20 protein-coding genes are annotated in these 21,361 nt (G+C 42.1%); 10 read left to right on the top strand and 10 right to left on the bottom strand.

Features of this window, described 5'->3' with window-relative positions:
• Positions 1 to 8 precede the first annotated feature (8 nt).
• Positions 9 to 824 (top strand): SDR family oxidoreductase, encoded by an 816-nt coding sequence (locus tag A4V03_RS05750; RefSeq protein WP_065538255.1) that lies wholly within the window; start codon positions 9 to 11, stop codon positions 822 to 824.
• 29 nt (positions 825 to 853) lie between these two features.
• The gene (uxuA, locus tag A4V03_RS05745) at positions 854 to 2,041 is read left to right on the top strand and encodes a mannonate dehydratase (protein WP_089280747.1); all 1,188 of its coding nucleotides are present in this window, start codon (positions 854 to 856) and stop codon (positions 2,039 to 2,041) included.
• 145 nt (positions 2,042 to 2,186) lie between these two features.
• Here the strand turns inward: uxuA and A4V03_RS05740 are convergent, their stop codons facing one another.
• From A4V03_RS05740 to A4V03_RS05715, 6 genes are all read right to left on the bottom strand, one after another.
• Entirely contained in the window at positions 2,187 to 3,308 is a 1,122-nt protein-coding gene (locus A4V03_RS05740; protein WP_065538254.1) for an AMP-binding protein, read from the bottom strand.
• A 21-nt stretch (positions 3,309 to 3,329) separates the two neighbouring features.
• Positions 3,330 to 4,355 carry an o-succinylbenzoate synthase gene (locus tag A4V03_RS05735; protein ID WP_065538253.1) on the bottom strand — a complete coding sequence of 342 codons (1,026 nt, stop codon included), beginning with the start codon at positions 4,353 to 4,355 and terminating at the stop codon, positions 3,330 to 3,332.
• A 186-nt stretch (positions 4,356 to 4,541) separates the two neighbouring features.
• Positions 4,542 to 5,366 (bottom strand): 1,4-dihydroxy-2-naphthoyl-CoA synthase, encoded by an 825-nt coding sequence (menB, locus tag A4V03_RS05730; RefSeq protein WP_024986206.1) that lies wholly within the window; start codon positions 5,364 to 5,366, stop codon positions 4,542 to 4,544.
• 3 nt (positions 5,367 to 5,369) lie between these two features.
• Positions 5,370 to 7,037, bottom strand: a complete 1,668-nt coding sequence (menD, locus tag A4V03_RS05725) for a 2-succinyl-5-enolpyruvyl-6-hydroxy-3-cyclohexene-1-carboxylic-acid synthase (protein ID WP_065538252.1) — start codon at positions 7,035 to 7,037, stop codon at positions 5,370 to 5,372.
• 19 nt (positions 7,038 to 7,056) lie between these two features.
• Entirely contained in the window at positions 7,057 to 8,172 is a 1,116-nt protein-coding gene (locus A4V03_RS05720) for an isochorismate synthase (protein WP_065538251.1), read from the bottom strand.
• Positions 8,169 to 9,401 (bottom strand): Cof-type HAD-IIB family hydrolase, encoded by a 1,233-nt coding sequence (locus A4V03_RS05715; RefSeq protein ID WP_065538250.1) that lies wholly within the window; start codon positions 9,399 to 9,401, stop codon positions 8,169 to 8,171. Before A4V03_RS05715 ends, A4V03_RS05720 begins: the two co-directional genes overlap by 4 nt.
• 162 nt (positions 9,402 to 9,563) lie before the next feature.
• Between A4V03_RS05715 and A4V03_RS05710 the strand changes: the two genes are divergently transcribed.
• Positions 9,564 to 10,766: an IS110 family RNA-guided transposase gene (locus A4V03_RS05710; protein ID WP_065538249.1), complete on the top strand. Its 1,203-nt coding sequence runs from the start codon at positions 9,564 to 9,566 to the stop codon at positions 10,764 to 10,766.
• 327 nt (positions 10,767 to 11,093) lie between these two features.
• Here the strand turns inward: A4V03_RS05710 and A4V03_RS20975 are convergent, their stop codons facing one another.
• Together A4V03_RS20975 and rlmF are read right to left on the bottom strand one after the other, a co-directional pair.
• Positions 11,094 to 11,240 (bottom strand): DUF488 family protein, encoded by a 147-nt coding sequence (locus A4V03_RS20975; protein ID WP_167371337.1) that lies wholly within the window; start codon positions 11,238 to 11,240, stop codon positions 11,094 to 11,096.
• Positions 11,241 to 11,481: 241 nt separating this feature from the next.
• Positions 11,482 to 12,417 (bottom strand): 23S rRNA (adenine(1618)-N(6))-methyltransferase RlmF, encoded by a 936-nt coding sequence (rlmF, locus tag A4V03_RS05705; protein ID WP_065538248.1) that lies wholly within the window; start codon positions 12,415 to 12,417, stop codon positions 11,482 to 11,484.
• 884 nt (positions 12,418 to 13,301) lie between these two features.
• On the opposite strand from rlmF, the gene A4V03_RS05695 reads away from it, so the two are divergent.
• The 5 genes from A4V03_RS05695 to tnpB all read left to right on the top strand — a co-directional run bounded on the left by A4V03_RS05695 (position 13,302) and on the right by tnpB (position 17,066).
• Positions 13,302 to 14,093: a DUF6261 family protein gene (locus A4V03_RS05695; protein WP_065540307.1), complete on the top strand. Its 792-nt coding sequence runs from the start codon at positions 13,302 to 13,304 to the stop codon at positions 14,091 to 14,093.
• Positions 14,094 to 14,316: 223 nt separating this feature from the next.
• Positions 14,317 to 14,706: a hypothetical protein gene (locus A4V03_RS05690; RefSeq protein WP_065538246.1), complete on the top strand. Its 390-nt coding sequence runs from the start codon at positions 14,317 to 14,319 to the stop codon at positions 14,704 to 14,706.
• A gap of 70 nt (positions 14,707 to 14,776) precedes the next feature.
• Positions 14,777 to 16,024, top strand: a complete 1,248-nt coding sequence (locus A4V03_RS05685) for an HNH endonuclease (protein ID WP_065538245.1) — start codon at positions 14,777 to 14,779, stop codon at positions 16,022 to 16,024.
• A 309-nt stretch (positions 16,025 to 16,333) separates the two neighbouring features.
• On the top strand, positions 16,334 to 16,711 hold the full coding sequence (locus A4V03_RS05680; RefSeq protein WP_236588652.1) for a hypothetical protein: 378 nt from the start codon (positions 16,334 to 16,336) through the stop codon (positions 16,709 to 16,711).
• Positions 16,659 to 17,066, top strand: a complete 408-nt coding sequence (gene tnpB / locus A4V03_RS05675) for an IS66 family insertion sequence element accessory protein TnpB (protein ID WP_236588653.1) — start codon at positions 16,659 to 16,661, stop codon at positions 17,064 to 17,066. Before A4V03_RS05680 ends, tnpB begins: the two co-directional genes overlap by 53 nt.
• A gap of 189 nt (positions 17,067 to 17,255) precedes the next feature.
• On the opposite strand, the gene istB is transcribed toward tnpB, so the two are convergent.
• Together istB and istA are read right to left on the bottom strand one after the other, a co-directional pair.
• Positions 17,256 to 18,029 (bottom strand): IS21-like element helper ATPase IstB, encoded by a 774-nt coding sequence (gene istB, locus A4V03_RS05670; RefSeq protein ID WP_065538199.1) that lies wholly within the window; start codon positions 18,027 to 18,029, stop codon positions 17,256 to 17,258.
• Positions 18,019 to 19,584: an IS21 family transposase gene (gene istA / locus A4V03_RS05665; protein ID WP_065538200.1), complete on the bottom strand. Its 1,566-nt coding sequence runs from the start codon at positions 19,582 to 19,584 to the stop codon at positions 18,019 to 18,021. The genes istB and istA overlap by 11 nt, the downstream gene beginning before the upstream one ends.
• 550 nt (positions 19,585 to 20,134) lie before the next feature.
• Between istA and A4V03_RS05650 the strand changes: the two genes are divergently transcribed.
• A complete protein-coding gene (locus A4V03_RS05650; protein WP_004309980.1) occupies positions 20,135 to 20,761 on the top strand; it encodes a Crp/Fnr family transcriptional regulator in 627 nt (208 codons plus the stop codon).
• A gap of 155 nt (positions 20,762 to 20,916) precedes the next feature.
• Positions 20,917 to 21,327 (top strand): hypothetical protein, encoded by a 411-nt coding sequence (locus tag A4V03_RS05645; RefSeq protein WP_004309979.1) that lies wholly within the window; start codon positions 20,917 to 20,919, stop codon positions 21,325 to 21,327.
• Positions 21,328 to 21,361: the final 34 nt, after the last annotated feature.

The following is a 21,361-nucleotide window of genomic DNA, read 5'->3' as shown; positions in this document are numbered from 1 at the left end:
ATAGAACCATGAACGAATTATTTAGTATTGCCAGTAAAGTCGCTGTTATTACCGGAGCAGGTGGTGTACTGGGTGGAAATATCGCCCAACACTTTGTACAGCAGGGAGCAAAAGTAGTAGCTATTGACATTCGTCAGGAGCAACTGGACAACCGTGTAGCTGAACTCAAACAATATGGTGACGATGTAATCGGTATCATCGGCAATGTCCTTGACATCTCTAGCTTGGAAAAAGTAGCCGAAGAAATCGTAGCCAAATGGGGACGGATTGATATTCTGCTGAATATTGCCGGTGGCAATATGCCGGGAGCCACTCTTGAACCGGAACAACATTTTTATGACATGGATATCTCCTGCTGGGAGAAAGTCACCAATCTGAATATGAACGGAACAGTTTATCCATCCATGATATTTGGCAAGGTTATGGCTAAACAAGGCAAAGGATGCATCATTAATGTATCATCAATGGCCGCATACAGCGCTATCACCCGTGTACCGGGATATTCGGCTGCCAAAACTGCCGTAGCCAACTTCACTCAATGGCTTGCCAGCGAAATGGCACTGAAATATGGTGACGGTATTCGTGTTAATGCCATTGCTCCGGGCTTCTTCATCGGCGACCAAAACCGCCGCGTACTTATCAATCCGGACGGCTCACTGACGGATAGAAGCAAGAAAGTATTGGCTAAAACTCCGATGAAACGTTTTGGTGACATTAAAGAATTGAATGGTGCGGTGCAATTTCTGTGTAGTGAAGCCGCCAGTTTCATAACCGGAGCGATGCTGCCTATCGACGGTGGTTTCAGCGCATTCAGCGGCGTTTAATATTTAATCTTTTAATTTATTCAAACGTTATGATGGAAAAAACATGGAGATGGTTCGGCAAGAAAGATAAAATCACCTTGCCAATGCTCCGTCAGATAGGTGTTGAAGGAATCGTCACTGCATTACACGAGGTACCGAACGGAGAGATTTGGACAGTAGAAGCCATCAACGATTTAAAATCGTATATTGAATCGTATGGGTTGCGCTGGTCGGTCGTGGAAAGCCTTCCGGTTTGTGAGGCAATCAAGTATGCAGGTACGGAACGTGAACAGTTGATTGAAAATTATAAAGTAAGCCTTGCCAACCTGGGTAAATGCGGAGTGAAAACAGTCTGTTACAACTTCATGCCGGTAATCGACTGGATACGTACGGATTTACACTACCCTTGGCCGGATGGTACCAGTTCGCTTTACTACGACCGTATTCGTTTCGCTTACTTCGACATCAAAATACTGGAACGTGAAGGAGCTGAAAAAGACTATACAGAAGAAGAACTGCATAAAGTTGCCGAACTGGACAAAGTGATTACAGAGACCGAAAAGGACGATTTGATTGACACCATTATCGTCAAGACACAAGGATTTGTGAACGGTAATATCAAAGAAGGAGATAAAAACCCAGTTGCTATATTCAAACGTCTGTTAGGTTTATATAAAGACATAGACCGGGATGCTTTACGAGAAAATATGCGTTATTTCTTGTCTGCAATCATGCCTGTATGCGAAGAATATGGCGTCAATATGTGTGTACATCCCGATGACCCGCCATTCCAAGTTCTAGGTTTACCACGCATCGTCACGAATGAAAGTGATATTGAATGGTTCCTGAATGCCGTAGACAATCCGCATAATGGGCTGACTTTCTGTGCTGGTTCTCTTAGTGCAGGCGCACATAATGATACTCGTGAATTGGCGAAGAAGTTTGCAGGAAGAACCCATTTCGTTCATCTACGCAGTACAGAGGCCATGCCGGGTGGAAACTTCATTGAAAGTTCTCATCTATCAGGAAGAGGACACCTGATTGATCTCATCCGTATTTTCGAGAAGGAGAATCCGGGACTTCCCATGCGCGTAGATCATGGACGGATGATGCTCGGAGATGAGGATAAAGGCTACAATCCCGGTTATTCTTTCCATGGACGTATGCTGGCTCTGGCACAAGTAGAAGGGATGATGGCTGTGGTGGATGATGAGAAACAACTCTATGGACTCTTATGATTAAGTTTGCTTATTCTGCAAAAGCACACTACCGTTAGCCTATTTGATTATAGCTTAATGTCAGTTCGATATAAGCTTGTACTATTCCAGTTCTCCTCCTTCGGGAAGGGGGAAAACATGCGGACAAAGTTATATCGAACTTACGTTAGCTTAATGATTTGAACATGTGAGGGTAAAACGTCGTCAATATTTGTTTGGCTAGAATACGGCATTCCGCACGATTCACTTTACCGTTCCCTGCTTGCGGAATACAATCTGTCGTCAATATGTACTTGGGACGATAATAAGGTTCCAATAGTTCGTGCAGCTTATTTCCGATCTTTTCAGTGTCCCGCTCACCTTCCAATAATAAAGTTACAGCCTGTCCTAAACGCTGGTCAGGAACTGAAGTGATAACAAATGGAACAGAAATAAAAGGACGAAGCAGTTTTTCCATCTCCTCCGCCTGAATTTTAATTCCCCCACTATTTATCACATTGTCTTCCCTACCCAGAATCATAAAGCTTCCATCGGAATAAATACGTGCAATATCATTGGTCCGCAAAATCTGGTCGCAGACAAGAGGAGCATCAATAACCAATGTATCTTCTACGGATAAAGATAGTTTTACCGAAGAAAACGGATGATAATGCGACGAAGCCGATGGTCCGTTCAGGCGACGAAGAGCAATATGAGATAAAGTTTCAGTCATACCATAAGTAGAATAGGCGGCAGTCGGAAGAGTTTTGATCTCCGCCTCTAAAGCCTCATCAATCGCTCCGCCTCCTATAATCAAAATATCAGTCTGCTTCAGTCGTTCTTTCTCTTCGGGAGCTTGCAACGTATTATACACTTGCAGGGGAACCATTGCCACAAATCTCAAAGGCTCTTCTATATCCGCTAAAGGATGACCGGAAGCAGGACGTACAATCAAATTCAAGCCTGCAACCAACGAACGCACGACCACCATCATCGCACCGATATAACGAAGATTCATACATAATAACGCTGACTGACCTTTCTCCAAATTCAAAAATTCGCAAGTCAGACGCGCACTTTGCATCATTTGGTCTTTACGGACGATCAGTTCTTTAGGTGTACCCGTAGAGCCTGATGTATGAACAGTAATGACAGGAGAATCGTTAAACCATTCATTCAGGAAAAGATATAAATCCCAACTAGCAGGAGAATGAGCCTCTGCTCCTCCCGCTATCAATCGCCTTATATCTTCCAAAGAATATTCTTTTCCTTCCAGTAGCAAGCGCTGTTGTTTTCGATCAAATATCATCGGAATATCCTTTAAATACTATCATTTACAAAACCACAAACAATCTTTTCTTATTTCAAGAGGAACTTCCACGTTGTCCGTAAAGAGCAATCCTGTTCCCAGTCCTTGTGGCAACGGATTGCTGAATGTTGCACACCACTGGGCAATGGCATTCAGCCCAATGTTTGATTCCAAAGCGGAAGTTATCCACCAGCCGATATGTTGTTTTTCAGCTTCGGTAATCCATTCGTCTCCTCCGCAGATTCCTCCGTGAAGAGAAGGTTTAATAACGATATATTGCGGACGGATGGTTGAAAGCAGTTCCTGTCTTCTTTCCAATGTATTGTATCCTATCAATTCTTCATCCAAAGCGATCGGTAATGGAGAGTCGGAAACAAGACGGGCCATTTCCTCCCATTGTCCGGCACGGATCGGCTGTTCGATGGAATGTAAATCAAGCTCTGACAAACGCTTCAGTTTTTCCATTGCCTCCGCTGGCGAAAAGGCACCATTTGCATCTACACGCAACTCTATTTCTTTAGAAGAGAAATGTGTCCGAATATGGCGCAACAATGTCAGTTCTTCTTCGAAATGGATGGCGCCTATCTTTAACTTGATACAACGAAATCCGGCTTCCATCTTTTTCTCAATCTGGGATAACATGTTCTGAAAATCTCCCATCCAGATAAGACCGTTAATCGGAATGCCAACTTCTCCACGCGAGAAAGCTGTATCACATAAAGCCCAGTTTCCTGCAAAGAAATGCCGGATAGCCGTTTCTAGACCAAATAAAATTGAAGGATAATCACACAAGCCATCCATATCCAATCTGCCTTGTTCCCTCTCTACTTTCCGGCAGACTTTCACTAATATATCTTCGTAATCAGGAAGATCGTCACAACTTAAAGCGGGCAAAGGTGCACACTCTCCTATTCCCACTCTGCCGGGGAAGTCGGGAGAGGTAAAATGAAGATACCAAACTTTACGCGTAGTATATGTTCCCCTAGAAGTCCCGGCAGGTTGCTTGAAATGGAGCAATCGGGGAATGATTTCTATTTTACAATTCATCGTGAATAATTTTTCAATTCACCACAGAATAACACAGAGCCTCACGAAGTTTTAATAAGTTATATCTCTTGCAGTTCTCTTACCGTTCTCTCCTCCACACAGTCTTGCTTTGCAGAAAATCGGGCTTAAACGCAGGAAAAGCAAACTCTGTGGTACTCTCTGTGGTACTCTGTAGCAAAACCGATCTTAGGGAAATTTCGGATATTGTTTGAAGTTCGGTTTACGTTTCTCCAAGAACGCATTCTTGCCTTCCTGTGCTTCATCAGTCAGGTAATAGAGCAACGTTGCATCGCCAGCCAATTCCTGAATACCTGCCTGACCGTCCAGTTCGGCATTCAATCCTGCTTTAATCATGCGTAAAGCCAACGGACTAAGCTGCATCATTTCTTCCGCCCACTGCACATATTCATCCTCCAACTGCTCCAAGGGAACTACTTTATTCACTAATCCCATGTCCAATGCTTCTTGTGCATTATACTTCCGGCAGAGGAACCAGATTTCGCGCGCTTTCTTCTGCCCCACTACACGTGCCAGATAAGACGCACCGAACCCGGCATCAAAGCTACCTACACGAGGACCCGTCTGACCGAAAATAGCATTTTCCGACGCAATGGACAAATCACATACCACATGAAGCACATGTCCTCCACCAATGGCAAAACCGTTCACGGCAGCAATCACCGGTTTCGGAATGCTGCGAATCTGCTTTTGCACATCCAATACGCTAAGACGAGGCACACCGTCTTTTCCGATATATCCGCCACGTCCTTTCACATTCTGGTCGCCACCGGAACAGAATGCCTTATCACCGGCTCCGGTAATTACAATCACATCAATATCCGCTTCTTCACGGCAGATGCGCAATGCGTCACTCATTTCAGCAGTAGTTGTCGGAGTAAACGCATTCCGATAGCGCTCACGGTTGATCGTGATACGGGCAATTCCATTATAATAATCAAAAAGAATATCGTCGTATTCTCTGATGGTTGTCCACTCTCTTTGTGTTGACATAATCTATTTTTGTTTTAATTGATGATAATAATTCTTCAACATGCGCGCATCCTTGTTTTTGTTGGTAAACACCTCCAAGAGCACAGGCTGCTCCATAACTTCCAGTTGAGTGAAAGTTTTCATCGCTTCAGCCAGTTCTTCGTCATTTTGTGCTTGCAGATAGAGGAATCCACGTTCCTCTGCCCAACCTTTGGCGGATGTTTTATGGACTGCCGCAATAAATTTATGTGAGGTACCCGACATATCCAATCCCGGCAAGGTATGGAAAATCTCTCCTCCTCCATTATTTAACAGAAGAATACGCAGATTGGAGCGAACATTGACATTCCACAATGCATTCATATCATAGAAAAAGCTCAAATCTCCGATAGCTATAAAGTTCAGTTTGTCGGAAGCTGCCGCATAACCGACAGCCGTAGATAGCGAGCCTTCAATACCGTTTGTCCCCCGGTTGCAACAAACTTCAATCGTAGAAGGAATGGAGTATAATTGCGCATAACGCACCACCGAACTGTTTGCCAGATGCAACGCACATGACTCCGGTAAGGATTTCAATAATGCGCCGACGGCAGACATTTCCGAATAGGCAAATTCCGGTTCGGGGATGGTCTTACAATAGTTTTCCCACACACGGGGATATTCGGGAGTCCGATTGTCCAGCAAACTGGCTATCTTCTCCAGAAACTCGAACGGGTCCATTTCGATCACTGTAGTCAATGAGCCGTACAAATCGACCACCTCACCATCCGGCGATACGTGCCAATGCTCTTTAGGCGGATGCTGACGGAGAAATTTCTTCAATCGTTTGGAAACGACATGTCCTCCATAAGTAATCAACAACTCCGGCACCATCTGGGCAACCTTCTCTTCGGGCATGGCATAAAGCGCCGCATCAAAGTTCTTTACCGGAATACCGGGAACTGTCTGGTTGCCGATATGTTCCGTCAACCAAGCAAAATGTTTATATAATAACTTGATATATCTTTTTTCAAACAGATAGATAAGATTCATCTGACCGATGATAATCATACGCTTCTGGTATTTACTCATCCGGTCGACCAAATCGTTATAATCACGATCGTAGACGTTCAACCCCTGATAACGGGTAATGACACGCACTTCAGGAAGTGAATCGACCGTAAACTGGAACAACGGTTCAGAAATAGGGACATTGATATGTACCGGTCCTTTTCCATGATGGTTCGTTTCCAGCAAAGCCTCATTCACCAGACGATTGCAATACCATTCATCTTCTTCCGTATGAATCTCCGGAAGGTTTACCGACTTCTTAACCAATGTCTGAAATACGCCTGGTTGTGGTACTGTCTGTCCATCCATCTGCCCGATCCAGGCAGCGGGACGATCCGCGGAAATAATGACCAGAGGAACATTTTGATAAAATGCTTCTGCCACAGCCGGGTGAAGGTTTAATAATGCAGTACCGGAAGTGCAACAGACAGCAGCAGGCTTACCACCATTCAACGCAAGACCGATAGCGAAATAGCCGGCACTCCGTTCATCCGTCACCGGATAGCAGGTAAAATTCGGATGGTTAGACAAAGTATGTACTATGGGCGTATTACGACTACCCGGACACAACACAACCTTAGTAATCCCATGCGCCTCGAGCAACGCAACCAACTGGAGTATGTTCTTCTTGTCTGTATACATGATGATAATTATTAGTAGTTTATGATTTTAAAGGAGGCACTGCAATCAGCCGTTTGATGGTTTGCAACTTTTTCTCCGTTTCCAGCCATTCGTCATTCAGTTCCGAAGAGGCCAATAATCCACCGCCGGCATAAAGAGTGAGTTGCTTATCTTCGATATGCATACAGCGCAGGTTTACATAGATGTCTGTTCGCCCTTCCGGATCGAGCCATCCGATAAAACCGGAGTAATAGCGGCGGTCGTAGCCTTCATTCTGCAAAATAAACTGATAGGCTTCTTCCTTCGGCAAGCCGCATACGGCAGGTGTCGGATGCAAAACTTTCAGAAGGTCTCCCAAACCTTTATTATCTTTCAAAGCAAACCGGAAATCAGTTTTTAAATGTGACAAAGCACCGGCATAAGCAGGATATGGTCCGTTTTCCGTAGCATGGATATCCAGTGAAAGAAGCTGCCGACGGATATAAGAAGCAACATAATCTTGCTCTTTCCGGTTCTTTTCATCCCATACTTGCGGCAGTCTGCCATCTTGCAAAGGCTGCGTTCCGGCTAGCGCAACCGTATGCCATTCGTCTTCCTCACCTGATAAAATAATTTCGGGAGTGCTTCCCAGCCAGATGCCCGTCTGCGGAGTATAACATAAATATATATACGAATGAATATAACGTTTACAAGCTGCCCGAAAGATGGACAAAGGAGAAAAATCCGCTACTTTATCCACTGTAAGATGACGGGAAAGCACCAGTTTATCAAACGTCCTGTCACGTAACGCATTTATAAAGGTATGAAAGCATGCCGCATATTCTTCCGTAGAAGAAGTCAGAAACGATTCTTGTCCTTGCAGGCGCAATGCCACCTTCCGGTCTTCTTCCGTATCATCATCCACCGATAAAGGCTGCCCCCACTGATCGGGTTGGATCAACACAACCGGACATGACTCACTCACCTGAAACGGAGCGATTACAAATCCTCTCTGTCCGTTCAGTTCTTTCAAATCGTATATCAAGCGGACCGCTCCTTCCGCCTGCGTCAACAGACGGGGAACTTTCTCTCCGGGAATACGGTAAACAGCAAACGGCTGCTTCCGCTGAATAAATGCATCAATAGTTGTCAAGTTACTTATTTCTTCGTCGATCATCTCTTTTTCATCACACTGTTGACTACCCGTATGGAAGACACCAGTTTGTTTGTTGAAGTAAACACGTCTACATTCCATACATGGGAGGAACGTCCTTTATGTACAACGGTTCCTACTGCACGCACAGTATCTCCTTCATGTGCAGAAGATATGTGGTTTCCGCTGACTTGCATTCCTACTACAATCTCGTCCGGCTGGCAAAGAATCATCGAACCGAGCCCGGCAACTGTTTCCGCCAACGCAAGAGTAGCTCCACCATGCAATATGCCAAAAGGTTGACGGGTACGATGGTCTACCGGCATCGTTGCTTCCACACGGTCTTCGTCGGCGTATGTATATTGAATTCCCAAGTTTCCCATTAATGCGTGGCGTGCCTGCGCATTCAGTTGGTCAAGGGGAATTTCGGCTGCACGCACTTCGGCTATAATAGCTTTCTCCACCGCAACAGCCACTCCGTCTTCTTCATTCGAAGCAGTCACATAGTCGGCACAAGCTTTCACCGAGTCTTGTGAATGCCCCATAGCTACGCCCAATCCCGCCAATTGAATCATTGTTACGTCACACACACCATCGCCTACAGCAATCACTTCTTCACGCTTCACATCCAGCGCCTCCAGCAAAGCACCCAAAGAATTGGCTTTGTCAATGCCGCAAGGAACTACTTCCAGGAAATATGGCTCCGAACGGAATACGCCCAACGCTCCGTTCAGCCGTCTCTTCCAGTGATCTTCCAAACCAAGCAATGCTTCTTCGTCATCGCTCACCAGCATACACTTACAAGGAGCAAAATCAACGGCAGTAGAAAATTCTTCTTCTTTGATTATTTGCAGGTTATTCAACCGGGCTTCATTTTGGATATGTTCATTTTCAGGAGAATCCGTTATGATCGTATCATCATGATAAGTGAATAAGGCAAAACCGTTTTTACGGGCTTTCTTTTCCAGATACGGCAACATTTCGGGATTAATCCGACGTTCAAACAGAATTTCTCCGTTTTGTGCATTGATAATCTGACAGCCATTATAGGAAAGGATAAAACCTCCATAGTTTCCAAGTTCGAGCATCTTGGCAAGCGGCATCAGACCATAAGTAGGTCTGCCGGATGCCAGCACAATACGTACTCCCATTTGCTGAACCTTCAATAAGGCAGCTAATGTACGCTTACTAATTTCTTTCGCATCATTAAGGAGTGTTCCGTCTACATCAAGAACCAATAATTTATACTTCATGATTACACGATTTTGATTTAGATTACAAAATTATATAGAAAAATCGATTTTTTCTACACCGGCACAATAAAAACCGAGGCCAACCCTGAAACTCTGCTTCATACTTCGTTTAATTGTTACGAATGTCCTATATTTAAGGAGTGTAACTAAAAAATCTCAAATATGGACAAAGACAGAATCGTGGCCGGCCTTGATGTCCACAAAGATACAATTTATCTCTGTGTGATGGATAATACAGAGGCCGTTATTTTTGTAAAAGTTTATGGTACATTGACTCCTGATTTAGAACTTATGTGTTCCGAGATGGTTTCTCATGGGGTGACAGAGGCAGCCATGGAAAGCACTTCAACCTATTGGGTTCCTGTGTGGAATGCCTTGTGCGAGAGCATGTCTCTCAAATTGGTAAATCCTTATTTTATAAAGCAGCTTCCCGGTCGCAAGAGTGATGTGAAGGATGCCCAATGGATAGCGGAATGCTTGTTGAAGAATCTGATTCGTGGAAGTTTTGTGCCGGATAAGACAGTGCAGGACATGCGCAAGTATAACCGTCGCATCTTCGACCTGAATGAAGACCTGACGTATAACAGCAATAAACAGGACGCTGCTTTACAGCGATGTGGCTTCCGGTTAAGTAACTATGTCTCCCGAGTCAATGGAAAAAGCTATCAGAAGTGCGTCCGTGCAATAATAACCGGGATAACAGACCCTGAGGAGCTGGTGAAACTCATTCATGGAAAAACTCTACGGAAATACGGACGCAACATCATAAAGGATGCCGTAACGGGTGACTTTCACCAGGCAGACATCTGTTTGTTAAAGCAATACGCAGAGCTTATAGGGGTAATCGAGCGACAAATCGAAGAATGCAGGAATGCCCTCATTGCCATGTGCCAGGAACACTTCCCGAAACAATTCAAACGTCTACAGAGTATCCCCGGTGTTAAAGAACGCGCCGCTTCGGCTATAATTGCGGAGACCGGGGCTGACATGAAACCGTTTGAAAAAGCAACAAACCTTGCGGGATGGTGTGGATTGAAACCACGCAATGATATAAGCAACAATAAAGTCAAAAGCAACAGGACGACGCATGGGAACCGATTCCTGCGTCAGATATTGATTGAAATATCCTGGGTCGCATCAAGAACCCGAAACTGCTTTTTCTCAAACTTCAGCTACGTGCAATGCACCCAACGCCATAAGAACAAGATGAAGATACAAGTAGCCATCGCCCGAAAGTTATTGGTCGCAGTATGGCACATGCTGACAAAAGACGAGGATTTTATAGATGTTTACCTCAAGCGGCTTGAAAAGCAGGCGGAATGGCAAAATGATATTCAAGCATTAGAATCGTTATTGGTCGGATAGACCTTTCCGATATACCTCTATCGACAACATAATTACCTTTGTGCTGCCACATGAGCGCGTTTACAAAATTATTGTATCCATAGAGGGATTGGACACCGGCGTAGTCCTTTTAGGCTGAAGAGGAAAGTAACAAACTTTACTAGTTCAGACGACAAAATACTTGTCGTCTTAGGCGTTTTGTGGGAAAATTTACGAACTATAAGTATAATTAATTAGATACAAGTAAGTTACATACGAATATAAGAGCGGGGGATTTTTCTTTTTAGAGGAAAGGTAGGAAATTGAGTGAACGACAGAAAGCGTAAACAGATAAAAATTACTTTAATTTCACTCTTTCAAACGCATTTCCAGATAATCGCGAAGGATACGGGCATGATTATACACGGGACGTGACCATAATTTATCTGCCAGTACCCGATAGTCATCTGTTTCTAAAAAATCTTCGTAAACCCGCTTTCTCCTAACCTGTATCATTGTTCTATTAATAGTTAATTATAAATAGATAAACCGGAAAATGCGAAAATTGTTTAGCGAAATCCATTCATTAAAAAGTTCATAATGTATTTTCCACAAAAAGTGCAAGGTGCATCTTAATTTCGCAAAATTAAAATAAGAAACATTGGCTATCTTCTTATCCCATTCTTAGTTTCTGATATTTGTTTTCATAATATTATATTAATAGGTTTAAAAACAACAGTTCGATAAGTACTCATTGTTATGAGTTATTAGAAAATCTCCAGGCTAGTATTCTGCTGCTTTTAGTTCCCTGCTGCATTCTGATAATCTTATACTCCGATACATTCACAGACTTCAATTTAGCACATAGCTTTTCGAGATTCTTTTCTTTTGAAACCAAGCTGGTGAACCATCCACAATTCTTCTGATATTTCTGGCTCTCAGAGATCATATTCAGTATAAAACGGATTTCTCCACCCTCACACCAAAGTTCATTCGCACTCCCGCCAAAATTTAATTGTACTTTTTTCACCTTCGTCCCCTTCAGACTACTCAATTTGCGCAAGGTTCCGTCTTCCGCTTCTTCCTTCGAGCTATGAAACGGAGGGTTACAGATCGTAACATCAAAATACTCGTCAGGCATGATAATTCCATCAAAAATCTTCTGACTGTCTTTTTGAAGCCGCAAGTCAATCTTATGTGCCAATACCGGGTTGCAAGTCACTATCTTCCGTGCATTCTCAATCGAGACCGGATCAATATCACTACCAACAAATGTCCATCCATATTCTGTGTGTCCTATAATCGGATAAATACAATTTGCACCTACCCCAACATCCAGACATCTGCATTTCGTTTTCTGTTCGTTCGCATCTTCCTCCTCTGTCTGCAAATCGTTCGCTACCCTATCCGGCTGAATAAGATCGGCAATATAATGAATATAATCTGCTCTTCCGGGAATGGGTGGACACAAGTATTGTTTCGGTATATCCCAATAACGAATGCCATAATAACTGATTAATAATGCTTTATTTAAAGCTTTTACTGCTTGCGGATTAAAAAAATTTATAGTTTGTACACCCAGAGGATTAAGTGATACGAATCTCTTAAGTGGAGGATAATTTTCTATCAACAACGGAAAATCGTATTGCCCATTGTGCTTATTTCTTATATGTAACTCGCCTTTTTTTGCCATGTCGGCAAAGATACAGAGAATTTTCTTGTCTGCAAATTTTCTCTGTTAATACACTAAATTGGGAATCAAATCACAAAAAAATATCATAAAATAAAAAAGCATCCCATAAGGTCATTTTCTGAAACCTTAATTAGGATGCTTATTCTATAGCACATTGATATTCAATGCTTAAAAGCGGAGAGGGAGGGTAATAAACCTATTTCCCTATAAATTGATTTTCCCTTACTGTTGATAACCTTGACTTTGACTTTATATTTATCTGAAATGAAATAGTCCGGAGTTATTGATTTGAAAGATACATACAGTTACATTTTCATATTTCATCATTATTAGTTACAAAAAAGCGCAGACAATCACCATACGCTTCACGGTTCACCACAAACCACAACTAAACATGGGATGCCTGCGCCTGTATAGGTGCAGTCCCAATATTAGTTGTTCCTCTTTTACTTGCAGTGGTGATTGTGAAGCTATTGAGCAATATATCTTCGGACTGATTTCCTCAATCCGCCTGCAAAAATAGCGAATTTCCGATACAACCACGTGTATAATAATACATTTTTCCCTTCGCCCACAGAAAAAACAGACAGCAAACCCCGTTTCCAGCCCCATTCCCCCCTCCGCCAAAGAAAAAACGCCCACTCCTGCATAATTCCCCTCCGGAAACGTCAAGAATCAAAAGATTATACCTATATTCGCTTCCGAAATACGCCAGAAACATTGTTTCCTGTTTCTTTCCATACGGAAATATGCTAAAAGCAGCGTCTCCAGCTTGTTTCAGAGAGAAAACAACGTGGAAACGCCGTATCCGGTCCCTCCCTTATCCGTGGCAGTGCCCTGCACGCCGTTTCCGCCAATATTCATCATCAAAAATCGAGAGAAACATGAAAGAAATCTCAACCATCAGTCTGGAGCGCATGAACAACGGCGCACACTTCCTCTACGTGAGCAACATCCTGACGCGTGCCGAAGCCGACTCGAAAGTGAAAACCAAAGCCGCCGCACAAGTAGCCGCACTGAAAGCCGCCGTGGCACAGGAGGACAAAGACCTGAAAATCTCGCAGAAAAGCCTGCTGACCGACGACATCGCCAAGGCGGACGCCGAGCGCGACGCCCTTTACAGCGGTTACAAGAAAGCGGTTGCAGGCTTCCTCAACCTCCCCGTCGAAGCCATTGCGCAAGCCGCCAAAGTGCTCAACCAGCACATCAAGGACTACGCCATCGACCCCAAAATGCAGCTCGACCGCGAGACGGGACTCCTGCTGAACCTCATCACCGATCTGGAAGGAAAATACAAGCCGGAAGTGGAAACCCTCTCGCTCACCCCGTTCGTCACCAACCTGAAAGCGGCGAACGAACGTGTCCGCACGCTCACCGCAAGCCGCACCGACGAGAAAGCGGGCATCACGGTGGGCGCGTTGAAAACCTCACGCAAGGCATCGGACGATGCTTACCGTATGCTGGTAAAAATGGTGAACGCCCTCGCGCTCGTGGAGGGAGAAACCGATTACGTGCCGTTCATCGACTACGTGAATGCGGAAATCGTTCATTACAAACGTGAAGTGCTCGGTCAGAAAGCCACAGCCGCCTGCACCACGGGCGGAAATGACAGCGGAAATACCGGAGGAAACACAGGCGGTTCCGATAACGGAGAAGCACCCGACCCGGCACTTTGATAAAACTCCATTTTGCAGATTCAAACCAGGCAATGAAATGCACGATTTGAATCTGCATTCTCCCAACCGAACAAAAGCACATCAAGCATTTCCTGTCCTTATTTGCAATTTTCCCGCATAAAATCCAGCCCTATGCGACAGGCAGTCATGGACAATAGAAAAATCTTTCTTTTGCCGTTCCTCTTAAAATTCCTACTTTTGCCACGACTCACATTAAATGCTTATGTTACACAGCAAATATTACAAAAAAGAGACAAACGAGGATAAAAAAACATCTGCTGCCTTCGAGAATCTGATGTTATTGCCCGACAATGTCTTTTGGCCTATTTTCAGAACCTCTTGTTTCGATGCCCCAAACTTGCCTTTTCAATCAGGGAAATTAATCTCCTACGACTTCTGGCCACATTGGGATAGAACAGGAACAGATCATGCCAATTACGTAGAACCGGATTCATTCCTCGAATTTGAGGCGTTCAATGTAATCATCGAAGGCAGACAGGCTCTGGTGTATAAATGCATTTGGCTCTCCTTGCTGACAAGCGTGGACAAATACGCCAAAGAATTGGACAATACAGCCCTCCCCGGTTATGACGCATCAGCAACCCGCCGATGATGCGATTCGTGATTTTGCCCGAATCATGTTTTTTATAGTTGTACCTTGAAACTATTAAATTGAAAAGGATATGTGCAAGAAAGGATATTGTATAATTTGCCATCGAGATAACCAAGAATTATCAGATGAACATGTAATACCAGAAGCCATTGGTGGATATTATCATATTTATAATGTTTGCAAGAATTGTAATTCAAAACTCGGTGACCATGTTGACAAGTTGCTTCTAAACCATTGGCTTATCAAGGCTGCTCGTCATGAAAAAAGCCTTAAGGGCTATAAAGGTCATATTCCTAACCCTCTTATAGGCGAAGGAAGCCTGTCGACTGGAGAAAAAGTAAGGGTAGAGCAGGATGATGACGGTAAAATATCAGTCAGGTTTATACCAACTTCTCCGGAAGTTTCAGACGATGGTAAATCTTTTAAGATACAAGTTGATGCCAAAGATGAAAAGACTGTACCAAAAATCAGAACTAAAATACTGAAAAGACATAATATTGATGAAACGAAGGTACAAATTGTCGCCGATTATCAAGTTGTAAAAATTGATCGTCCTGAAGTGAGGATGCAATTCGCTATCGATATAAAAAGCTATAAAATAGGCCTTTTGAAGATTGCATACGAATTTGCCGCAGATAAGATTAAAGGATATACGGATGACCCTATTGCAAAAATATATGCAAGCATCTTGCGTGACGGCAACCCTGACAGACTCGATGAAGCGTTTTTCGAAGGCGATGGAATGACTAATGCCAATTTGAATATTTTGGAGTCGATTATTGACAACTCGAATACAGATCGTCACATTCTATTGTTAGCAAATTTGCATGAAAAGTTATATTGTATAGTTAAACTATTCGATAAGTTTTGCCAAATGATAAGAATGTCGGATAGTAGCTATGGAGAAGACGGTCTTGTTTTGTTAGCAATTAATGATTTTGCAAGCCATAAATGCGATTTTTATAGTCCGACAGATTTGATAAAAGTCACAAGTTATTGTGAATTCACAATGTTCAAGCTGAATGATGAAGGCCAGGCTTATCTTGATGCGCAAATAAGCAAAGAAGGCATTAGCTTTGCTTGCACCAAAGACCATGATAATATTTTATATGATTGCAAAGGCAATCCCGTCTGCACAGAAAGTATATTGTTGCTGGCTCTTGAAAAGTTGAAATTAATAAAAGACGAGAACCATACGTCAGGTAAAATATCTGCTACATACATAATTCCTTTTGGATATCATTATCTCTGTATGCCTGAAGGGAAGCTGCTAATGGTAAAGGAGATCACTAAAGTGAATGAGTTCATCAAAATTTAAAGGTATGGTCTCTCCTATAACACTTTTAAATAGGGAAAGGGGGGCTTTGAATAGTCCGAAAGGTCGAGCCATGCGCCGGAAATAGGTAACGATTTAGTAACGATGCTTTTGCTTAGTAGTATATCTCTATCTTTCAGAGATTTATAAATCCATTTTATGGCAATAGGTAATGGATTTGTAACGTGCTATCTTCTACATCTTGCTTCAAATAGAAGTGGAGTGATTAGCTGATGACAAGTAAGCATTCGGTAAACCACGTATTTTTTCCTTAAACTTCCGTCATTAACTTTACGTCCAAAAAGCAAAGTTATGATGACACGAGAAGAAGTAGTAGAGATAATGAACTACTGCAAAGAGCACAAAGTGACTTATAAGTCAAGATTAGAGGAACTCAATATCCCCATATGGCGGTTTTATGACAGCAAATCCCGTTATGCCGCCGAGCAATCATCTGGTAAAACGGCTCAAGGTGAGTTTATCGAGCTTCCGCACAGCGGATCTTTTGTTCCTGTTCCTTCATTTGCCGGTACAACCGGACGGAAACAGAAAAGCACACCGGCTACGCCAAGCGGATTGAAAGAGATAGAAATACGTACCCCGGCCGGTAGTGCCATACGCATTTGCGGTGAGCTAAATGAAAAGGAACTGTTTTCAATCATCCAGTCCTGCAACCATGTTCAGCCTTAATGACAGTATGCGCTATCTGTTGTATAACCGCCCGACTGATATGCGCAAAAGCTTCCATACCCTCAGCGGTATCGTCACAGACGCCATGGGTCAGGACCCCTGCAACGGCAATGTGTATATCTTCATAAACCGTGCCCGTGACCGTATAAAGCTCCTGCATTGGGAGCCGGGCGGCATGGTGCTGTACTCCAAACTTCTGGAAGCAGGAACCTTAGGAAAACCTGATTCTGCCAATGACAATGAGGTCTGTACAAATATAGAATGGCGGGAACTTGTCATGATTGTGGAGGGTATCATGGAAGACCGCGACTCCCGTCGCACGAGACTTGAAAACCTGAAGAAACTTCGAAAATAGTACCCATTTTTTACTCTGTTTGCTTTTGTATGTCATTGGATTTTAGTATATTTACATTGTTGGAAAATTTAAAGTCGATTGACCCACTATTATACTCTAAATTGACCCATCAAAAAAATATTAGATTTAAATAAAGAAAAATGCATTTTAACCCGGGTCATTTTCAATTATAATAATCTACAATATATACTATTTCTTTTTAGCATTAATCTTTCTTACAGAATCCCCGGTAAGTTCAATCTTGTGTGCTGTATGTACAATTCTGTCCAGGATTGCGTCAGCTACTGTAGGATCACCAATTGCATCATACCGGCTTTCGACAGGAAGTTGTGATGTTATTATGATTGATTTTAATCCGTGTCTGTCTTCTATTATTTCCATAAGGATTGACCTTTCCCTGGCATCCAGTCCTATAAGAAACAGATCGTCAAGAATCAGCAGTTGACACTTTTCTATTTTTTTCATCTCAGATTCTATAGTGCCCTTGTTTTTGGCAATTTTAAGCTGTCCCATAAGCTTTGACGCATTTGAATACAAAGTCTTTATTCCATTCTTACATGCCTCATATCCTATGGCTGAAGCTATATAGCTTTTACCTGTACCGGAGCTTCCCGTGATGAAAACATTCTGTCCGTCTCTTATAAAATCAAGAGATGCAAGTCTCTCAAGCTGGTTACGGTCAAGGTTACGTTTTATGGTATAGTCTATTTTTTCCATATATGCCTTATATCTGAAGTTTGCAGACTTTATCAGTCTCTCAATGCTTACATTGCGTCTGTAATCATATTCGCTTTCAAGAAGCCATTTAAGAAACTCATCGTTTGTCATACCATCAGAGGATGTGGTCCTGCAGTCATTTCTATATGTTTCAAGCATACCGTAAAAACGTAACTTGGAGAGTAGTTCCATTATTCTGTCCATATTTTTTCCGACAGTTCTGCTTGTTTTATTATTACTTGTCATTTTTATCCATGTTTTTAGAGTTAAAATAATCCTTGCCTCTGAGATTTCTGTGTTTGGGGGTAAGTTCTGGAGCCTGTCCCTCCATCTGTACATGATACTTCTCATCTTCCCTGTTTACCAGAATACTTTCAAGTTCGTTGTATCCGAACATACCGAATTCCATTGCCACCTGACATGAAAGAACCACCCTGTCATGTCCGAAACGCTCCACAAGACTTAATATGCCATCGGCTGAACGTACGGCCTGGACCGGATATTTCTTGGCAACGGCCACACGCTTTATGTACTCTTCCAATACCGGATCAATTCCACATGCCTTGCGGTATATATCATCCATTCTGATTCTGTATTCATGTGGCACTCCCGAAAGTTTGTGGGACGGTTTTTCTGAATAAGTGAAAGGTGTATCATCCTTTCGATGTGTCGTTATGTGTCTGAACTTATGATATATCTCCACTGTGTCCCCATCATACAGTAATTCTACAGTATCGCCGATATACTCTTTAGGAACACTGTAATAGTGATTGTTAAGCGATACATAACTGTTTCTCATGACAGTTGCCGTTTTCCGGCTTTTTGATATAAATTTTGTTGCCGGCAATGTATGCAGCCTGTCTTTCTCGACTTCGAGGAAACGTTCCCGACGGCTGTAGTTGCGATTGTACATCTTTCGGCTGTTCAACGCATCCGTATGCTTCATTATTTCTATGTTCAAGGCTTCAAGATCATTGAATTTCAATCCCGTCATCTTTGAATACACCTCCCTGTAGAGCAGTCTTACAGCATTCTCAACCAGAGCTTTGTCTTTAGGCTTTCGTACTCTTGCCGGGAAGACAACACATCCATAATGGTCTGCAAATGCAGCAAAGTCGTCATTGATTACAGGTTCAACACCTCCAGGCTTTGTTACGGCTGATCTCAGGTTGTCTGGAACTATGGCATTGGGGACACCTCCAAAATAATGGAAAGCATTTTCACATGCCTGGATAAGGTGTTCTTTCTTTTGTGATGGTACAGCCTCGTAATAGGTAATCTGGCTGCATGGAAGTATGGCGGCAAATACTTCTACGGGAACCTTATTGCCTGTTCTTTCGTATGAGAGATAAAGTTTGTCACCGGCAAAATCCACATACATCTGATCACCGGCTATATGATCTATGCGTCCAACAGGAATCTTTACTTCCCTTTCTCGTCTGATATACAAACAAAAAGAACAGTAGCTGTAACCTTGTGGACGATTTTTAAGATATTCCTCATACAAGGACCTTCTTGTTGTCCCACGGACCTTAAGTCGTTTCATGTAATCAGGTATACGTTCTTGAAGATACTTATACTCTGCAGATCCAGACGATTCTTTGTCAGTCTCCGTACCGAAAAGCTCATGCAGATGCTGCTCGTCCATTTTCAACAGACGCTCAAGTTCTATACCCATATCTTCGTATATACGGATATAACGTTTGACTGTATTACGTGAAACAAGGAGAGAAGAACTGATACCGCGGATACTCATTCCTGACTGATAACACCGCAGTATGTGCTTGATTCTTATTTTCATTCTTTAAAATTTTATTCGGTTAATAATACCGGGTTAAAATGCTTTGTAAAGTACGAAAACAAGACTGAAATATGGTAATTATATAGGGGCAATTTTTATTATAATCACAGCGGATCAGTTTCGGTTATAAAGGTGGGTCAGAAGACTTTTATAATAGTGGGTCAATCGACTTTAAATTTTCCAGTTATTCAGTACACTTTGAAATATCATTTTCTTTTGTACCTTTGCATCCGCAGAAAACAAAAGAAAATCAACTATTTAGTGTAATTACCCGGTTACGGCACCTAAATCGAGATAAAACCTCTAAACAATGGCAATGTTAGAAAATAAAACGAAAGAAAACCCCAAGCTGGAGCAAAATAAGCTCTCGGACGGTAGAATAAGCCTTTACTTAGAGTATTATTTCCTCCTCAAATTATTAAAAGTAATACTGTCAAAAAGAAATACCTTTTATTCTTACTCTTTTCGCCAGTACTTATATCTTGCAGTCAACAGAAAAAAGTTTAGTACGGTTTGGATATATAGACAAAAAACAGACTAAACTCCAAACATGGAAATTCAGATATTTTTTATACATTTCTCTTATATACAAATGATAGCCGAATTCAATTCATATATGAGTAACATAGACATAGACTTCTTCAAGGAGTTGTGTCTGAAACATGGAGAGTTACGACATTATAAAAAGAATGAGTTTATTCTCCATGAAGGTGATGCCTGTTCTTTCTTCGGGTTTATCTTATCAGGCGTAGTCAAATACAGTTGCACCAACCGGACAGAAAACAAGCCGTATAATGTCGGTTTTTCCTTTCCAAATGAATTTATAGCCGATTATCCCACTTGCTTATATGGCATGAAATCAGAATTGAATATACAGGCGATAATCCCGTGCGAGATTTACATCTGTTCTTCTACATTCTTACAGCAAAAATTCAAGGAAAATAATGAAAACCAACGGATAGCCCGTATCGCAGCCGAACAGATGTTTTTCCAATCATATTCACGTTATTTAGATTTATTCAGATTCACACCGGAAGAGCGTTACCTCCAACTTTTAAAAAAATGCCCTGCAATCCTTCAAATGGTATCACTAAAAGAAATAGCATCCTACCTTAAAATTACACCCATACACATGAGCCGAATCAGACGCAAGCAAAGTTTTGACAACAAAAAATAAACATAGGTTTAGAAATTTACATTCATAACAATATTCCAAGAGTATCTTAATCTGCCAAAGAATTCTTCTTTTTATCTTTGTCTTATCTTTGGTTGGTTCAACGAAGAGACAAAATAAAGATTGAATGAGTTAAACAAGAGATTAAAAAAAAGAATATGAAAACAAAAGAAATTCTTGGAATACTTATGCTATTCCTCTGTACATTCAGCTTTATAAGCTGCGACGATGATAATGAACAGACAAATGAATTAACCCCCGAAGCACTTTATCAGACTTCATGGCGTGGAACAGGGCATTGTGAGGCTTGGACAGTACAAAATATGGGGGTCGGTATGCAATTTGTAGATACTCGGAAAGGGAAAGTAAATTGGGAAGGTTACGATGAAATTGATATTACTTATACAATAGAAGGGAAATATATCACATTTAATAGCAATGCTTTATATTTGGGTGGAGCCCCTTGGATTATCAAAAGCTATACCCAAAAACATATAACCATTATACAGAATGAAATTAGTCCAGATAAAGAGAAAGTAGCTACAATTGAATTAGAGAAAATAGATTAAACTGAATCATGGAAACATTAAGTTGCATAAATGT

It is taken from the genome of Bacteroides caecimuris, from assembly GCF_001688725.2.
In the GTDB taxonomy this organism is placed as follows: domain Bacteria; phylum Bacteroidota; class Bacteroidia; order Bacteroidales; family Bacteroidaceae; genus Bacteroides; species Bacteroides caecimuris.
Note: the sequence above shows the minus strand (reverse complement) of the source record. Positions and strands in the feature narration are given on the sequence as shown.

What these genes read in the sequence shown, in the direction of transcription:
- A4V03_RS05750 (WP_065538255.1), top strand. Translation starts at nt 9, where the DNA reads ATGAACGAATTATTTAGTATTGCCAGTAAAGTCGCTGTTATTACCGGA.
- uxuA (WP_089280747.1), top strand. Translation starts at nt 854, where the DNA reads ATGATGGAAAAAACATGGAGATGGTTCGGCAAGAAAGATAAAATCACC.
- A4V03_RS05740 (WP_065538254.1), bottom strand. Translation starts at nt 3,308, where the DNA reads ATGATATTTGATCGAAAACAACAGCGCTTGCTACTGGAAGGAAAAGAA.
- A4V03_RS05735 (WP_065538253.1), bottom strand. Translation starts at nt 4,355, where the DNA reads ATGAATTGTAAAATAGAAATCATTCCCCGATTGCTCCATTTCAAGCAA.
- menB (WP_024986206.1), bottom strand. Translation starts at nt 5,366, where the DNA reads ATGTCAACACAAAGAGAGTGGACAACCATCAGAGAATACGACGATATT.
- menD (WP_065538252.1), bottom strand. Translation starts at nt 7,037, where the DNA reads ATGTATACAGACAAGAAGAACATACTCCAGTTGGTTGCGTTGCTCGAG.
- A4V03_RS05720 (WP_065538251.1), bottom strand. Translation starts at nt 8,172, where the DNA reads ATGATCGACGAAGAAATAAGTAACTTGACAACTATTGATGCATTTATT.
- A4V03_RS05715 (WP_065538250.1), bottom strand. Translation starts at nt 9,401, where the DNA reads ATGAAGTATAAATTATTGGTTCTTGATGTAGACGGAACACTCCTTAAT.
- A4V03_RS05710 (WP_065538249.1), top strand. Translation starts at nt 9,564, where the DNA reads ATGGACAAAGACAGAATCGTGGCCGGCCTTGATGTCCACAAAGATACA.
- A4V03_RS20975 (WP_167371337.1), bottom strand. Translation starts at nt 11,240, where the DNA reads ATGATACAGGTTAGGAGAAAGCGGGTTTACGAAGATTTTTTAGAAACA.
- rlmF (WP_065538248.1), bottom strand. Translation starts at nt 12,417, where the DNA reads ATGGCAAAAAAAGGCGAGTTACATATAAGAAATAAGCACAATGGGCAA.
- A4V03_RS05695 (WP_065540307.1), top strand. Translation starts at nt 13,302, where the DNA reads ATGAAAGAAATCTCAACCATCAGTCTGGAGCGCATGAACAACGGCGCA.
- A4V03_RS05690 (WP_065538246.1), top strand. Translation starts at nt 14,317, where the DNA reads ATGTTACACAGCAAATATTACAAAAAAGAGACAAACGAGGATAAAAAA.
- A4V03_RS05685 (WP_065538245.1), top strand. Translation starts at nt 14,777, where the DNA reads ATGTGCAAGAAAGGATATTGTATAATTTGCCATCGAGATAACCAAGAA.
- A4V03_RS05680 (WP_236588652.1), top strand. Translation starts at nt 16,334, where the DNA reads ATGATGACACGAGAAGAAGTAGTAGAGATAATGAACTACTGCAAAGAG.
- tnpB (WP_236588653.1), top strand. Translation starts at nt 16,659, where the DNA reads ATGAAAAGGAACTGTTTTCAATCATCCAGTCCTGCAACCATGTTCAGC.
- istB (WP_065538199.1), bottom strand. Translation starts at nt 18,029, where the DNA reads ATGACAAGTAATAATAAAACAAGCAGAACTGTCGGAAAAAATATGGAC.
- istA (WP_065538200.1), bottom strand. Translation starts at nt 19,584, where the DNA reads ATGAAAATAAGAATCAAGCACATACTGCGGTGTTATCAGTCAGGAATG.
- A4V03_RS05650 (WP_004309980.1), top strand. Translation starts at nt 20,135, where the DNA reads ATGGAAATTCAGATATTTTTTATACATTTCTCTTATATACAAATGATA.
- A4V03_RS05645 (WP_004309979.1), top strand. Translation starts at nt 20,917, where the DNA reads ATGAAAACAAAAGAAATTCTTGGAATACTTATGCTATTCCTCTGTACA.